We start from the raw sequence: 13,553 nt of genomic DNA, 5'->3' as shown, positions 1-13,553 counted from the left end.
CTCCAGCCCCTACTTCAGGATCAGGTAGTTGCCGATGGCAAGGCCGTCGAGTCCGCAGGAATAAAGTGTTGAGATGGCCTCCAGAGGCGTATTGACGATCGGCTGTCCCTTCACGTTGAAGCTGGTGTTCAGCACCACCGCCTCGCCCGTGATCTTTCTGAACGCCTCCAGCAGGCCCCAGTAGCGCGGGTTCGTTTCACGGGAGACGGTTTGCACCCGTGCCGTTCCGTCCACATGGATGGCTGCCGGAATCCTTCCTCGCGCTGCCTCCAGTGACTGGAATGCCACGATCATGAATGGCGACCAGACCGGATGGGAGACGTAATCCACCACCCGTTCCTCCTGTATACTGGGGGCAAAGGGACGCCAGGGCTCGCGCCACTTTACCTGCCGGTTCACGATTTCCTTCATCTCCGCCCGTCTTGGATCGGCGAGTATTGACCGTGCCCCCAGTGCCCGGGGACCGATCTCCATGCGGCCCTGCATCCAGGCGAGGATTTTCCCGTCTGCCAGATGCTTCGCCGTGTCGGCAGCAATGTCATCTGATCGCTCCCAACGAGGCACCTTGCTCTTGTGGATGGCATCAAGAACTTCGGCATCCGTGTATTCGGGACCCCAGTAGGCATGACGCATCTCGAACGGAGCCCGTTCGCCAGTCATTTCCACGTGGGCGAGCATTGCTGCGCCAATGGCCGTACCTGAGTCGGACGATGCTGGCTGGATGAATATCCCCTCCAGTGGCAGGTCGCGCCAGAGCCTGCCGTTCATGGAACAGTTGAGCGCGACTCCACCGGCGAGGCACAGATGCTTCGCTTCTGATCTGTCAAGAACCCAACGGGCAATCCGCAAGCCGGCTTCCTCCAGCGTATGCTGGCAGGCGGCGGCGATATCGTGATGAACCGCAGCAATCTCATCGCCGGGCTTCCGCCACGGAATTTCGCGGAAGTAGCGGGCCATTCCGTTATTATCGATTCGGGGCAGTTCTCCGGAAAAATCCACGAACGGAACGAGGCTTGGCCGGCCGTAGGCGGCCAGCCCCATGACCTTTCCTTCCTCGCTGTGGTGCCGGAATCCGAGGGCCCGCGTGAACCATTCATAGAACAGCCCCCAGCTCTGGCGGATGGAAACATGGGCGAGGGGCCGGATTGACGCGCCGTGGCCGGACGCCAGGAGGCCGCTTTCATAGCCGCCCCGGCCGTCAAGCGTCATGATTGCAGCCCGCTCGAATCCCGAGCAATAGAACGCCGACGCTGCATGAGACAGATGGTGCGGATAGTACCGCAGTCTGCGCTTGTCCGGAACTAGGGTTCCCTTGAAATTCCGCATGCCGAACAGGTGGTTTGTCCAGAAGGCGAGTTCCTGCTCCAGCGACAGTCTGGATAGTTCGATTCCGCCGGAGAAAATGGCCTTCAGCACGCCGTAAAGATGTGAGCCGGAATTTTCATGACCCACGGCGATGCAATCGATGTCCGCAAGTCCTGCTTCCAGAACGTTAAGGCAGTAACTGACTGACTGCCTGGGGAGCATCCGGGGCGCGTGCTTGAGGTGAACGAACCGCTCTTCCTCGACGGCGGCCACAAGCCTGCCGTCACGGACGGCCGCCGCTGCGGAATTGAAGGAAACCGGAGATGTAAGTCCCAGAATGCGCACAGGAGCTGGAGGAGAGTATAGCCGGAAACGCGGCAGAGAACGGTACCCGCTGCCAGAGCCTATTCGTCGGCTGCGGCCGTGAGCGGAAGCGTGAACTCGAAGACCGATCCCCGGCCGACCTCGCTGGAAACCTTGATCACGCCGCCGTGCATTTCGATGAAATCCTTGCACAAGGCAAGCCCCATACCGGCCGAGTGGTGATCCCGCTCTTCGGCGCCCTGGAGCTGCTTGAAACGCTGGAACACGGTTCCGATGCTGTTGGCGGGAATCCCCTGTCCCGTGTCGGTGACCGTCACCCGCGCGAAATCACCCTGCAGCATCGACCGGACGATGATCTCGCCGCCCGGCGGGACGAACTTGAGGGCGTTCCCGAGCAGGTTGTTCATCACCTGCTGGATCCGTTTCCGGTCGAACGGGAACTTCGGTATCTGTCCCGCAAGGTAGTTGCGAACCGTAATTCCCTTTTCATCGGCGATCACCCGAACGGCCTCGATGGATGAGCCCAAGACGTCATTCAGGTCTTCTGTCTGGCGGTGCAGGACGAGCTTGCCTGCGGCAGCCTTGTAGGAATCGATCAGATCCTCGATCAGCTCCAGCAGCTTGTTGGCACTGACCATGATCATGTCGATTTCCTCGGAAAGTTCCTCGTCCATGATCTGCTTTTCGAGCAGGGAGCCGAATCCGATGATGGAGTTGAGGGGAGTCTTCAGTTCATGGCCAAGCCCGGCGATAAACTCGACCTGCCCCAGGTTGATCCGTTCGACCTCGACGAGGCGGGTCTTGAGTTCCGCAATGCTTTCTCCGGCCGCCGGTGCGCCGGTTTCCTTGGTCAGCGCCCGGTTTCCGGTTTCGGTCCGGATCACCAGCTCACGAATGGCCGCGAGGGCCGGGAGCGGAAGTTTCTGTTCGTTTTTATAAAGGACCAGCAGGCAGCTTCGATCAGTTTCTGCCGCCGGGAAAGACAGCAGGACACCGTGGCGGTACCCTCTCAGGGCTTCCTGGAATTGCGCGTCCTTGGGAGAGGCGAGCAGTAGCGGGTCGATCAGTTCATGTGCGCCCGGGGTTCCGGCCAGGAACCGGCCGAGGGCAGTGGCCGGGGACACCATGAGGGGGTGGGAAGTGAGGGCGGCATTATCGGGGTAGCTCGCCGACGGGACCAGATTAACCTGCTCGCCCACCCGGACACTGCGGTAATAGACAGCCTGATCGGCCTGGGCGGCTGTGAGAACCAGCCGGGCAATATCGCGGTGGCTGACCGGCGGCAGGATCTGTTCCGGAAATGCAGACATCAGTTCTGTCCTTACAGGATAAGGGGTTCCTTATCGTTTCCGGTATCCGGAGGCAACAGGAGCAGTCAGGGAATGATGCGGAAATAAAGATCGACACCCGTTTCCACCAGTTGCCCCACCGGGCCTGCGCTGATCCGTATGCGGAACACGCCATCCTCGGTTACGAGGCCGTCTTCGGTGCTGAGGGTCAGCGTCACGACCCGTTCCTGGCCCGGCCGGGCAAAGGTGTACGGCCGTTCCGGTGTCCAGAGAAGATCGAGACAGGATTCCTCGTCGTCGAGATCGTTCAGGCATAAGGGGTCGGGAAACACCAGAACGGAGGCATCACCCACGAAAGAGCCGATGGATGTCAGCCGGAACGAGACCGAGGCCGTCGCATCCGGGGCTGAGGAGATTTCGAGTGGATGTTCGGCCGTCTGGCCCTGCTCACCGGGAAGAAACTCCAGGGTCACGTGACGATCCTGCCCGCTGCAGGCGGTGGTGAGCACGGCGAACGCAGCCAGCAGGAGGATTTGGCGGATCAGGGGGATTGCCATCGCAGTGAGCGTTCCCCAGAATCGGCCCGTGAGCAAGCCCGGACCGTTTTCCATCGAGTGGCCTCCCCTGGCCGACGAAGGCGTGCGGCTGTTCAACACAGGCGACTATCACCGCTGCCACGATGCTTTCGAGGACATCTGGGTCGAATCCGGAGGAGACCAGAAGGTCTATTATCAGGGCCTGATCCAGACAGCCGTGGCCTATCACAAGATCCGGACCCGGGTTTTCTCAGGGGCGAAAGCACTGTTTGAGCGGGGAATGGAAAAACTGGAACGGACCCGGCATCTGGTGACCCCGGTCCGGACCGATCTTTTCCTGCATGCGGCTCGGGAGAATTATCAGAAGATGCTCGATCTGGGCGAGGCGGGTCTGGACAGGTTTGACGAAAGTACCTTTCCGCAGATTCACTATATCGAGGGGTATGAACCCCAGCCGCCGCCGGACCCTTCCTGGCTGGACCGGCACGTTCGTCACTGACGGCGTTCGTACAAAAAACTGCGGGTGACCGTCCGCTGGAATGCGGCACGGCCACCCGTCCTTCAGACCAGAAAGAAGTTACTTCTTCTTCTTTTTGGCAGCGGCCTTCTTCTTCTTGGCCGGGGCTTTCTTCTTCTTGGCGGGTTTCTTCTTGGCAACGGGCATTGGATGTGTCCTCTTGTGCACACGCGAACGTCATTTCATGACGTGTTTCGCGTCTGCTCAGTCATCAGCCCTTCACCGATGGAGTTAATAATACCGATTTTGTTGACTTTTACCACTGTTTTTTTAGGACGTGGTCATTTTTTTTGATTGGGCGGGTTCAGCATCTGTCAAGCGCTCCGGCGTGCAGAACCACTACCTCAGGACGTCATCGATGTCCGAGAGCGCATCAATCTGCTTCTGCATGTCGACTTGAGGCACCTGCGCCCACGGTCTCGTTTCTGCCGTCGAGGGATCGAGTGTCGTCAGGTGACGGCGCATGTTGGTCACATAGTACGGCATGATGCGCTCGAAAAATCCCCTGGCTCCAAGATCAAGGATATCCCCGATCTGGAATACGATGCTGATGACGACCCTGGAGCGCTTGCCGGCCGCGTCCGGAAACGGCTCCAGCAGGAATGTCCCCTCGGCGCGTTTCAGGTTGCCTTCAATCTGCTGGAACTCGGCGAAATAGGTGCGCGGGTAGGTCTTGATCCGCAAATGCGACCAGTACTGGATCGAGATCGGAATGAACGAAATGGGCAGGTTTGCATTGTCCCACAGCACACGGACGGTGGCCATGGTCCCTTCATGCGAAACGACCTGCGATTCCTTCATCAGGGGGATGAAACGTGAAAAGCGGTCGTAATCGGAAACGACCGCCCATACCTGCTCAACCGGATAATCGATCACACCGGTAACGATTCCGAGGTTCGCCTTCGTGAGCGGGTCAGTGGTCGAGGAGGTGAGCACTTCGCCGCGGGCGAGCCTGGCCTCCTGCTCCTTGTCCGCTCCGGCTGCCCGGATTTCCGGAGAGGCACATCCGGCCGCCAATACCACGAGCAGCAGTGCGGCAAATCTTCCACCGTTATACGCATTCATTCTGCAATCCCCATTTGGTCCCTGCCCGGTTGGTGCTTCCAGCCAATCAGAAAGCCGGCCGGAGTGCAACCCGCACTTGCCTCCCGGAACTGGCCGGATCAGAAGCCTCTGGTTCAGGGAGGCTACGGCCATGGGATCAGGGATATCGGTGGTTTTTGCGGGTGGAGGGGCCCGTACGTTCTGGGAACTCGGGCTGTTCGAGGCCGTTCGCGGCCGACTGCCTCCGGTTGACGAGTGGGCGGGAACATCTGCCGGTTCGGCGATGGCGATTTGCGCCGCTTCCGGGCAGGCGGAAGAAACCGTAAATCTCTTTTGCGACCTGACCTCGAAAAACCCCCGCAACGTGTATCCCGAATGGATATTTCGGGGCCAGCGGCCTTTTCCCCACAACGACATGTACAGCATGGCCCTGCGGACACTCCTCACTGGCGGCGCATGGGACCGGCTGAAGGACGCAGGACCGGTTCGGTTTCTCCTGGCTTATATACGGAAGGGCAATCCGATGGTGTCCACCTGGCTGCGGGCTGCGTGGAACTACGAGCGGCGCAAGCACCAGCGTGTGCACGGACCGGACGAGCCGTTTCCGGGCCTGGCGAGCCGGGTTGTCACGGCGCAGGAGGCCGGGTCCCTGGAGGACGTCGTGACCTGGGTGCTGTCTGCATCTTCCACCCCGCCGCTTACCGATATTCACCGCTATGATGGACAGCCGTACGTGGACGGGGGGCTGGTGGATAACGTGCCGGTGCGGGCACTTTCTCCCGTGGCACAGGAGCAAAAGGTGCTGGTCCTCCTTTCCCGGCCGACACGCCCGGAACTTCTGCCTAAAGCACCAAACCGGCTTTACCTGGCACCATCGGCCGAAATACCCATCCGGAAATGGGACTACACGAGTCCCGTCAAGATCCGCGAAACCGTCGCCCTCGGCGTGTCGGATGCGAAACGGTACGAAAAAGAGATCCTGAAGTTCGTGGAGTAATTGAGCCGGTTCGACATCCCGGAACAACACCGGTTACGCTGTGCAAGGCAGGTTTTACGGATGATCGGGCCGGAATCCCGTTACTACCAAAGTTCCCGAAAGCCGGGAGAGCAGCGGATTTCCCCGGAGCCCGCACCGGAACGGATCGTCGAGAACGGGCTGATCCGGCTCGGGATGTTTACCGCTCCCGTCCGGGACATGAACCTCGCGGAATCGGCGCTGCTGCGCGGGGCCGGGAAAAGCTGGCCGTCGCCGCCGCTGCTCGTCGAATGGATCGGAGCCGGAATCGCCCACCCGGACTGGTATCTGGGAATGATCGTCGTCGATGCGAAGGCAGCTTCGCTCGCCGTCGTATACGGGTACAACCGGAAAACCGGATTCTACTTTTCCCATGACCGGCCCGGATTTCGCGGGCAGGCCTGTGTACCCGCATCGACATGGGATTCCCTCACCCGGTTTGACGGCCGGGGATACCGGCTGGAAATCGTGCACCGGCTGGAACTGGGCCATCACGAGGTCAGTATCGATATCGCCGCCAGCGGGCAGAAGCCGGCCGTGCAGGGAAAACTCGTGTGGCATGAGGAACCGGGAAGGATCCAGCCGCTGGTGCTCATGTCGCCCATCCGTGGCGGCGGATTCATCTATAACCACAAGGCACAGATGCCGGTCGAGGGCTCGCTGCGTATCGGGAGTGACCGTCTCGAATTCCGTCCGGACCGGGATATTGCCAACATGGATGACCTGAAGCTGCATCCGAGCTTGCAGGGCCTGAACTACCGCTGGTTCAACTTCGGCGGTTTCGACCGGAAAGGGCGGCTGGTCGGTGCCGACCTCGCGCACACGCCGCAGAAGCCGGACTCCTACTGGGCTGAAAATTGCCTGTGGGTGGATAACCGGCTTTCAGTCTGCGATCCGGTGCACTTCGAGGCCGACTGGGGCGATCCCATGAAGCCGTGGCGGGCCACTGACGAAGCCGGGAACATCGACGTGACATTCTTTCCCGAAGGCGGGAAGACGGTAAGCCTGCGCCCATTCGGGATTTATCACCAGAAATGCGGCCGGTTCCGGGGCCGGATCATGGATGCGGCCGGCGAAACCCATGAGATCAGCGACTATTACGGTTGCGCGGAATACGCCAGCATTCCCGCCTGACGGCCGTCCGGTCACCCCGCCAGTTTTCGCACCACGTCATGCAGGGGTTTGGCGATGGGAATCACCTCATCCAGCAGTCCACCCATGTCCCAGTAGTCAGTGTGTCTGGTGCATTTGCCGGCGGCATTGAACTCCATCCAGGAAACACCCTCCAGGTTGCCGGACTTCCGCATGAACGGCGCCTTGAAGGTCATCACCCAGCGGATCACAAGCGTTCGGTCTTCCAGCGCATCGCCGAGCAGCTTTACCGTGACCGGGCCCATCTTGGTGGCCAGCCTGCGGTTCATCGCCCGGATCGCCTCCAGTCCCTCGGCCTTCTGGATCGGATCCATGAAGACGCATGCAGGATCGTAAAGATCGTTGAGGATGGCATCGGCGCGGGCCGTATCCTTGAGATTGGCGAACATCTCGGCGACTTTGAGGGAGCGGGGATCCATGCGGGGTTTCCTTTCGCTGGGGCTCGTGGGGAGCCCGGCTGCTATAGTATGCGGGTCCGGAGGTTTTCCAATGCCTGCTGTTGATGCACTGTCTGGCGAAGCGGCCGCCCTGGCCGGCGGCCTGCTGAAGGAGCTTCAGCGGCCGGCGAATCCCGGTGAGTGGACAAGGCTGCTGGCGATCCTGAATAGCCGGGGCTGGCTGGTTCCGGGCGAAAAACTCCCGTCACCGGCCTGTGCGGCCGCAGTGATGGAGGGCCTTACCCGCGGGGGCATGGACCCCGGCGTTTCGCTCACCCTCACGGTTCACTACGTCATGGGTTTCATGGTGCTCCGCCGCCTGGCGCCGGAGCTGTTGCACGCTTCGGAGCCGGGCCTTTTCTGTATGGGAGCCAGCGAGCAGGGAGTGGGATCCCATCCGGGGAAGATTTCGACCTGTGCCGCAAAAGACGGCGAGGGCTTCTGGACGATTACCGGCAGCAAGGCGTTCACGACTGGCGGGCCAGTGGGCACGCTTTTTCTTGTCCTTGCCGTTTGCGGGGAAGCCCCTGGCGGCCGTGATCTCGGCGTGTTCGCTGTTTCCCGCAATACGCCGGGCCTTACGGTGACGGAGATGCCGCTTCACGGCGTCACCGGATCCGCTCCCCACGGGATACTCACGATGGAGAAAGTACGGGTTCCTTCCGGCTCGCGGCTTGGGCCTGCGGGCATCAAGACGAATGGATGGACTGAAATCGTCAAGCCGTTCCGCCAGTGGGAAGATGCACTGATGGCGAGCTGGCTCGCGGCGTCGGTCAGGCGCTTTTCCCGCGAACTCGCTGGCTCTGCCGCCGGTAACACGGACCGGGCGGCCGTCGTCGGCAAACTCGTTGCCGCCGCTGAAGGGCTGGTCACGCTCGCCCGGAGCTCGGCTGCGTCGCTGGATGAGGAGATGGAAGGTGCCGACCGTCAAGGGCTTGTTCCCCGGCGGTACGGATTTTTCGAACTGCTCGCCCATGCCGGTTCGCTCGCTGCGGAACTGGAAAAACTGTGGCCGGACCCCCCCGCTGCCCTCAGGCAGATCACGGCCACTGCCGGTTCGGCCCGGTTTGCGGCCCGGGCGCGGGCAAAGATTGTGGCGACGTTAGCCGCCGGATAAAGCGGGCGGCCGATTTTCCAGCCGTTCGATCTGGCCACCCCGGAAAAAGAAGAAACTTCCCGCGAAAAGAGCCGGAACTCCGACCCAGAACAGTGCGTCCCGGAGTGCACCGGCGGGAGTCTGTCCCGCCGAGACGGCCCGATCGGACAGCCAGCCGGTAAGCGGCTGGCTCCAGACGTCCCCAGCCGCATGGATGAAAAAGACATTGAAGGCGAACGCCATGGCCGCAAATCCCTCTGGCGAGCGGTTAAGGATGGCCCGCTGCGTGGGGCCCACATGGACAAAGATGAGCAGCACGGAGACAGCCAGCGCGGCGAGGGCGGGTATTATGCTCTGGACAAAGAAGTAGGGCAGCGCCGCAAAGGCTCCCATGAGAAGCCCTGCGGCAGGAATCCAGTAAATCGCCCACGGGGACTTGCGCTCTAGCCGCTCGGCGGCGAGTCCGCCGGCGAGTGTTCCAACCAGCGACATTCCGGCGATGACGCCGCCGGAGAGAATCCCGGCGGTCCCCACCGGCAGGCTGAACCGGCGGACGAGGTCGGTCGGGAGCCACAGGGCATAGGCCCCCAAGGTGAAGGTTGCCGCCGCGCCGCCAAGGGCAACGGCCCGGTAACGGCTGTCCCTCATCAGGCGGGCAATGGAGGAAAGGAGCGGGTGGCGTTCACTGGCTGCCGCGGGCCGGCTCTCCGGTTCGGCCATGCGGAGCGCCAGCAGTCCGAGCGGAATCGAGCCGAAGCCGGTAATCATGAGCGAGACGCGCCAGCCCACGGCCTCGCCCAGCACACCGCCAAGGGCGAAGCCCATTGCGGATCCCACGGGGATCGCCAGTGAAAAGACAGACAGCATTCTGGTACGGCGGTGTTCGGGATACAGGAGCGCCACGAGTACCGGCGCAATGGAGACATAGACTGCTTCGGCGACGCCAAGGAGGAGACGTGTCGTGGCAAGGAAGGTGAAATCGGGTGCGAATGCCCCGGCTCCTGCCACCGTTGACCAGAAAATGCAGGTGATACCGAGCGTGCGCCAGGGGCGGAGTGCGTCCAGCCGGTTACCGAGCAAGAGGCCCGCGAACATGTAGCTGACGAGGAAAAGGCTCCCGAGCTGTCCGCCCTGGGTGTCGGAAAGCCCCAGTTCGGCGTTCACCAGCGGCAGCAGGGCCGACAGCGACTGGCGGTCGATGTAGTTGGCCAGATTGAGAAGGACGAGCAGCGTGAATGTCCAGGCAGCATCGGGTGGACGTCTGTCAGCTGTCTCGGTGGTCACCGGGCACATCCCGGACCGTTACTTGGGACTGGTGGCATCGCCGCCCCCCTGGATAAAACCCTTGAGTACCTGCACGTGGGCCGGCTGGATGTCACGGAACTTGACCCCCATGCCGATCACCTTTGACGTCTGCCGCCTGGGCTCCTCGCGGATATGGCGGATCACCTCGCCCGCAATGCGGACGGTTTCAGGCGTCTGGGGCAGCATGAAATCCAGGACAACGGGTGTGCCAAGATCCAGGGGAAACTCGGTCGAAAGCGAGATGCCGCTCGTGCTGATGTCCACCGACCGGAAAAACCGGTGCGTTTGCCGGCCGTCCTCGGTCACGAGCTTGACCGATGTGCGGAATTTCCGACGCTTGTCCTTCAGGGTGAACGGGCCTTTCACGCTGTAGAAATCCACCTCTCCATCCGGAGCTGATAGCGTATTCAGTGACAAGGCCTTTCGACAAGATTTGCATGCCGGCAGGCGCACGATACCGGTTACCGTTGTGGTTCGTAAGAAGCGGGAGACATGCGCCGGGAGATTCAGTGCGTGCCGGTCGTTGCGCGGGGCTTGCGGCGGGAGCGGAGCAGGGCCGCTTCCTCGCTTTCGGCGCCATCGGGCGAACCGCTGAATGTCTGTCCGTAGGTTTTCTGGTCCTTGAGCACCTGCCGCTTGAACACCCAGTTTACGAGCCAGTTGAAGGCGAGAAACGGCAGGATCACCTTCGGAAACACGAGGAACCGCTCCAGCGCGCCGCCGCCGCTGCGGACAGTCTCTTCCCAGAGCACCAGGATCAGAACCATCGCGGCGATCATCGACATGGCACCGAGAAGCATCCCGCTGCGGGCGAAATAGAGTGTACGGATATCCACCCGGCGGCGGCGGTTCCACCGCTCGGCCTCGACCGACGAGGAATCGATCAGCGTGGCTTCGGGGCCGCATTTCTGGCAGTAGCGGCCGCCGAACCAGTAACTTCCGCAGTGGGGACATATCTTGACCATCGAAACATGGGTGTAATCCGGTTGCCGCCGCCGCCGCAAGCGGGTACGGAAGCTGTCGGGGCAGGGCGGATTTTCACAAGGACGGTATATCTGGAAATGAGCGGAAAACGGACCTGCGGGTGCATTTGGACTGCAATGTTGTCCCTGATGGCGGGCGGCTGCGTTTCGCAGTCAACGTATGACTTTCTCCGGGCAGACTACGACAAGGTCAGTTCGGAGAACCGTACCAGTCAGGAGAAGGTCCAGGAACTGACAGCCGACCTTGAGGCCGAGCGTCAGCGCTCGGTGGAACTGCTCTCACGGGCCGATGCCCTGCAGGCTGATCTGGAGGAAACATCAGCCCGGCTCCGCCAGCGAACAGCGGAGCTGGAAGCCGAGATGGCCGTCGAGCGGCAGGCGGCCGACGAACGCATGCGGAAGCTGTCGGAAGAGATCGCAAAGGCCCGCGCCGAGGGTTCCGAGCAGGTGTCGGCGATGGAGGCGCAGCTTGCCGAAGCCAGGGAACGGGCCAGTCGCCGCGAGGAAGCCGCCCAGCAGGAACTGTCCCGGGTGCGTGAGCAGGCGGAACTGGCTTCCCGGAAACTGAGCGAAGTGACTGAAACCTATGACGGTCTTGTGCAGAGCCTGAAAAGCGAGATCGAGGAGAAATCGGTTGCGATCAGCCAGTCGCTCGGCCGCATCCAGATCGACCTGTTCGATCAGGTACTGTTCGATTCCGGATCGGCAGAGCTGAACCGCAAGGGCCAGGAGGTGCTTCGCAAGGTGGCCGGCATCCTGAAGAAAACCAAGGACCGCCGTGTGCTCGTCGAGGGACATACCGATAACCAGCAGATTTCCGAGCGGCTCCAGACGCGATTTCCGACCAACTGGGAACTTTCCACCGCACGGGCCGTCACGGTCGTACGGTTCCTGGAGTCCGAGGGTGTGCCACCGAAGATCATGGCTGCCGCCGGGGCCAGTTTTCACAGGCCGGTTGCCAGTAACAATACGGCAACGGGACGAAGCCGGAACCGGCGGATCGAGATTTCGCTCATTCCGGACCAGCCCACCGCCACCAAACCGGTGAAGTAAGACCATGTCGACCGACCTGTCGCCGACCCGTCCGGAAGTCCTCCGCTATCTTGAGCGCCTGGGGCCGCCGCTCGACCCCCTGGCGAGTGAACTGTTCCGGCGGGGAACGCGCGAAGATATCCCGATTGTCTCGTCGGACCTGGGACGGCTCCTCACTGCCCTGGTGGCCATGAGCAGGCCGAAAACTGCTGTCGAGCTGGGTACGGCCATTGGATACTCCACGTTGTTCATTGCCCGGGCCCTGAAGGAGTACGGGCCGAAGGGAGCCCGCCTGCACACATCGGATGTCGATGCCGGACGCCACCAGCGGGCCAAGGCGATGCTGAAGCGGGCGGGCGTCCTGCCGCAGGCGAGGTTTCACCTGGTGCCGGGGCTGGATCTCCTGAACCGCTGGAAGGGCAGCGGGATCGATTTCCTGTTTATCGATGCCGTCAAGGAAGAGTACATCGGCTACGTGGAACTGGCCCTTCCGCACATGAGGCCGGGTGCAGTGATCGTTGCAGACAATGTGCTCTGGTCGGGCCGCGTGGCGGGCACGAAGAAACCGGAAAATGCACACTACCGTTCCAGCACCAAGGCCCTGAGCGAATTCAACCGGTATTTGGTAAACCATCCGCGCATTGACGGGCAGGTGCTCCCGCTGGGAGATGGGGTGGGACTGGGGATTGTCCGGCCGAGGCCAGTGAAACCCCGCAGGCGATGACAGCCCAACCGGAACGCGATCCAGGACCGCTACCCGGTGGGGGTGAACTTTCCCTGATAGTCTGTGATGCTGAGGCGAATCGTCTCCAGCGCCTCGTCCCGCCCGTAAACCTCGGCGATACGCACCTTGCGGGCCGGATCCACGGGGAACTGCTTGTAGGATAGGAAGTAGTGGCTGAGCCGTTCGATGAGTCCGGCCGGACACTCTGCAATGTCGTCGAACTTCCCATAGGCGAGGTCATCCTCCAGCACGGCGACAATCTTGTCATCGGCCTCGCTGCCGTCGATCATCCGGAGTCCGCCGACGACCTTTGCCCGGCAAAGAAATCCACCGTGCGCCACTGTCCGCTCGGTCAGTACGCAGATATCCATGGGGTCACCGTCGCCGGAGATTTTTTCCGGGGAATTCGTGCGGGCGCGGCAGCGGGTGCCCACCTCCGTACCGCAATAGGTCCGGGGAATGAACCCGTAGAGCGTGGGACACAGGCTTGAAAACCGCTGGATGCGGTCGATCTTGAGGTGCCCCGACTCCTTGTCGATCTCGTATTTCACGGTGTCAGCAGGAACGATCTCGATAAAAGCATTCACAAGGTTCGTGCCGTCAGGATGGGGCGGAATCCCGTGCCAGGGGTGGGCCTGCACACGCATGGAAAGGAGCTGCCCTGCCGGTGTTTTGTCCATCACGCGGACTGTGTCCAATTGGCTGGAGTCAGGGCAAGCCGGAAAGAAAACGCCCCGGCCGATTCAATCAGGCCGGGGCGTTTTGAGCTGGCTTTGTCCGTCAGGACGCCGGGA

General features: G+C 61.7%; 15 protein-coding genes. 6 read left to right on the top strand and 9 right to left on the bottom strand.

All coding sequences use genetic code 11. The features are described 5' to 3' along the window. Positions 1-9: 9 nt before the first annotated feature. The 3 genes from KIT79_04235 to KIT79_04225 all read right to left on the bottom strand — a co-directional run bounded on the left by KIT79_04235 (position 10) and on the right by KIT79_04225 (position 3,475). Positions 10-1,650, bottom strand: a complete 1,641-nt coding sequence (locus KIT79_04235) for a carbamoyltransferase (GenBank protein ID MCW5828507.1) — start codon at positions 1,648-1,650, stop codon at positions 10-12. Between the two features lie 59 nt (positions 1,651-1,709). Next, positions 1,710-2,939 carry a hypothetical protein gene (locus KIT79_04230; GenBank protein ID MCW5828506.1) on the bottom strand — a complete coding sequence of 410 codons (1,230 nt, stop codon included), beginning with the start codon at positions 2,937-2,939 and terminating at the stop codon, positions 1,710-1,712. 65 nt (positions 2,940-3,004) lie between these two features. Further along, a complete protein-coding gene (locus tag KIT79_04225; GenBank protein ID MCW5828505.1) occupies positions 3,005-3,475 on the bottom strand; it encodes a hypothetical protein in 471 nt (156 codons plus the stop codon). Positions 3,476-3,503: 28 nt separating this feature from the next. On the opposite strand from KIT79_04225, the gene KIT79_04220 reads away from it, so the two are divergent. Then, positions 3,504-3,953 (top strand): DUF309 domain-containing protein, encoded by a 450-nt coding sequence (locus tag KIT79_04220; protein MCW5828504.1) that lies wholly within the window; start codon positions 3,504-3,506, stop codon positions 3,951-3,953. Positions 3,954-4,310: 357 nt separating this feature from the next. On the opposite strand, the gene KIT79_04215 is transcribed toward KIT79_04220, so the two are convergent. Next, positions 4,311-5,036 carry an SRPBCC family protein gene (locus KIT79_04215; protein ID MCW5828503.1) on the bottom strand — a complete coding sequence of 242 codons (726 nt, stop codon included), beginning with the start codon at positions 5,034-5,036 and terminating at the stop codon, positions 4,311-4,313. 130 nt (positions 5,037-5,166) lie between these two features. Here KIT79_04215 and KIT79_04210 point away from each other — a divergent pair, with 130 nt between their 5' ends. Both KIT79_04210 and KIT79_04205 read left to right on the top strand, forming a co-directional pair. Then, a complete protein-coding gene (locus KIT79_04210; GenBank protein ID MCW5828502.1) occupies positions 5,167-6,012 on the top strand; it encodes a patatin-like phospholipase family protein in 846 nt (281 codons plus the stop codon). 60 nt (positions 6,013-6,072) lie between these two features. Continuing rightward, positions 6,073-7,164, top strand: coding sequence for a DUF2804 family protein (locus KIT79_04205; protein ID MCW5828501.1), 1,092 nt, complete (start codon positions 6,073-6,075; stop codon positions 7,162-7,164). 11 nt (positions 7,165-7,175) lie between these two features. Here the strand turns inward: KIT79_04205 and KIT79_04200 are convergent, their stop codons facing one another. Beyond that, entirely contained in the window at positions 7,176-7,601 is a 426-nt protein-coding gene (locus KIT79_04200; GenBank protein MCW5828500.1) for a nuclear transport factor 2 family protein, read from the bottom strand. Positions 7,602-7,671: 70 nt separating this feature from the next. Here KIT79_04200 and KIT79_04195 point away from each other — a divergent pair, with 70 nt between their 5' ends. Beyond that, positions 7,672-8,736 carry an acyl-CoA dehydrogenase family protein gene (locus KIT79_04195; protein ID MCW5828499.1) on the top strand — a complete coding sequence of 355 codons (1,065 nt, stop codon included), beginning with the start codon at positions 7,672-7,674 and terminating at the stop codon, positions 8,734-8,736. On the opposite strand, the gene KIT79_04190 is transcribed toward KIT79_04195, so the two are convergent. The 3 genes from KIT79_04190 to KIT79_04180 form a co-directional block, all read right to left on the bottom strand. After that, positions 8,722-9,999, bottom strand: a complete 1,278-nt coding sequence (locus KIT79_04190) for an MFS transporter (GenBank protein MCW5828498.1) — start codon at positions 9,997-9,999, stop codon at positions 8,722-8,724. The genes KIT79_04195 and KIT79_04190 overlap by 15 nt on opposite strands. Before the next feature lie 18 nt (positions 10,000-10,017). Next, positions 10,018-10,401: a PilZ domain-containing protein gene (locus tag KIT79_04185; protein ID MCW5828497.1), complete on the bottom strand. Its 384-nt coding sequence runs from the start codon at positions 10,399-10,401 to the stop codon at positions 10,018-10,020. Between the two features lie 125 nt (positions 10,402-10,526). Next, on the bottom strand, positions 10,527-10,985 hold the full coding sequence (locus KIT79_04180; GenBank protein ID MCW5828496.1) for a hypothetical protein: 459 nt from the start codon (positions 10,983-10,985) through the stop codon (positions 10,527-10,529). A gap of 96 nt (positions 10,986-11,081) precedes the next feature. Here KIT79_04180 and KIT79_04175 point away from each other — a divergent pair, with 96 nt between their 5' ends. Both KIT79_04175 and KIT79_04170 read left to right on the top strand, forming a co-directional pair. Next, a complete protein-coding gene (locus tag KIT79_04175) occupies positions 11,082-12,056 on the top strand; it encodes an OmpA family protein (GenBank protein ID MCW5828495.1) in 975 nt (324 codons plus the stop codon). Between the two features lie 4 nt (positions 12,057-12,060). Then, positions 12,061-12,759, top strand: a complete 699-nt coding sequence (locus KIT79_04170) for an O-methyltransferase (GenBank protein MCW5828494.1) — start codon at positions 12,061-12,063, stop codon at positions 12,757-12,759. Positions 12,760-12,788: 29 nt separating this feature from the next. On the opposite strand, the gene KIT79_04165 is transcribed toward KIT79_04170, so the two are convergent. After that, positions 12,789-13,406 carry an inorganic pyrophosphatase gene (locus tag KIT79_04165; GenBank protein MCW5828493.1) on the bottom strand — a complete coding sequence of 206 codons (618 nt, stop codon included), beginning with the start codon at positions 13,404-13,406 and terminating at the stop codon, positions 12,789-12,791. Between the last annotated feature and the right edge of the window lie 147 nt (positions 13,407-13,553).

The sequence above is a fragment of the Deltaproteobacteria bacterium genome (genome assembly GCA_026129095.1).
In the GTDB taxonomy this organism is placed as follows: domain Bacteria; phylum JAGRBM01; class JAGRBM01; order JAGRBM01; family JAHCIT01; genus JAHCIT01.
Note: the sequence above shows the minus strand (reverse complement) of the source record. Positions and strands in the feature narration are given on the sequence as shown.

What these genes read in the sequence shown, in the direction of transcription:
- KIT79_04230 (MCW5828506.1), bottom strand. Translation starts at nt 2,939, where the DNA reads ATGTCTGCATTTCCGGAACAGATCCTGCCGCCGGTCAGCCACCGCGAT.
- KIT79_04225 (MCW5828505.1), bottom strand. Translation starts at nt 3,475, where the DNA reads ATGGCAATCCCCCTGATCCGCCAAATCCTCCTGCTGGCTGCGTTCGCC.
- KIT79_04215 (MCW5828503.1), bottom strand. Translation starts at nt 5,036, where the DNA reads ATGAATGCGTATAACGGTGGAAGATTTGCCGCACTGCTGCTCGTGGTA.
- KIT79_04210 (MCW5828502.1), top strand. Translation starts at nt 5,167, where the DNA reads ATGGGATCAGGGATATCGGTGGTTTTTGCGGGTGGAGGGGCCCGTACG.
- KIT79_04205 (MCW5828501.1), top strand. Translation starts at nt 6,073, where the DNA reads ATGATCGGGCCGGAATCCCGTTACTACCAAAGTTCCCGAAAGCCGGGA.
- KIT79_04200 (MCW5828500.1), bottom strand. Translation starts at nt 7,601, where the DNA reads ATGGATCCCCGCTCCCTCAAAGTCGCCGAGATGTTCGCCAATCTCAAG.
- KIT79_04195 (MCW5828499.1), top strand. Translation starts at nt 7,672, where the DNA reads ATGCCTGCTGTTGATGCACTGTCTGGCGAAGCGGCCGCCCTGGCCGGC.
- KIT79_04180 (MCW5828496.1), bottom strand. Translation starts at nt 10,985, where the DNA reads ATGGTCAAGATATGTCCCCACTGCGGAAGTTACTGGTTCGGCGGCCGC.
- KIT79_04175 (MCW5828495.1), top strand. Translation starts at nt 11,082, where the DNA reads ATGAGCGGAAAACGGACCTGCGGGTGCATTTGGACTGCAATGTTGTCC.
- KIT79_04170 (MCW5828494.1), top strand. Translation starts at nt 12,061, where the DNA reads ATGTCGACCGACCTGTCGCCGACCCGTCCGGAAGTCCTCCGCTATCTT.
- KIT79_04165 (MCW5828493.1), bottom strand. Translation starts at nt 13,406, where the DNA reads ATGCGTGTGCAGGCCCACCCCTGGCACGGGATTCCGCCCCATCCTGAC.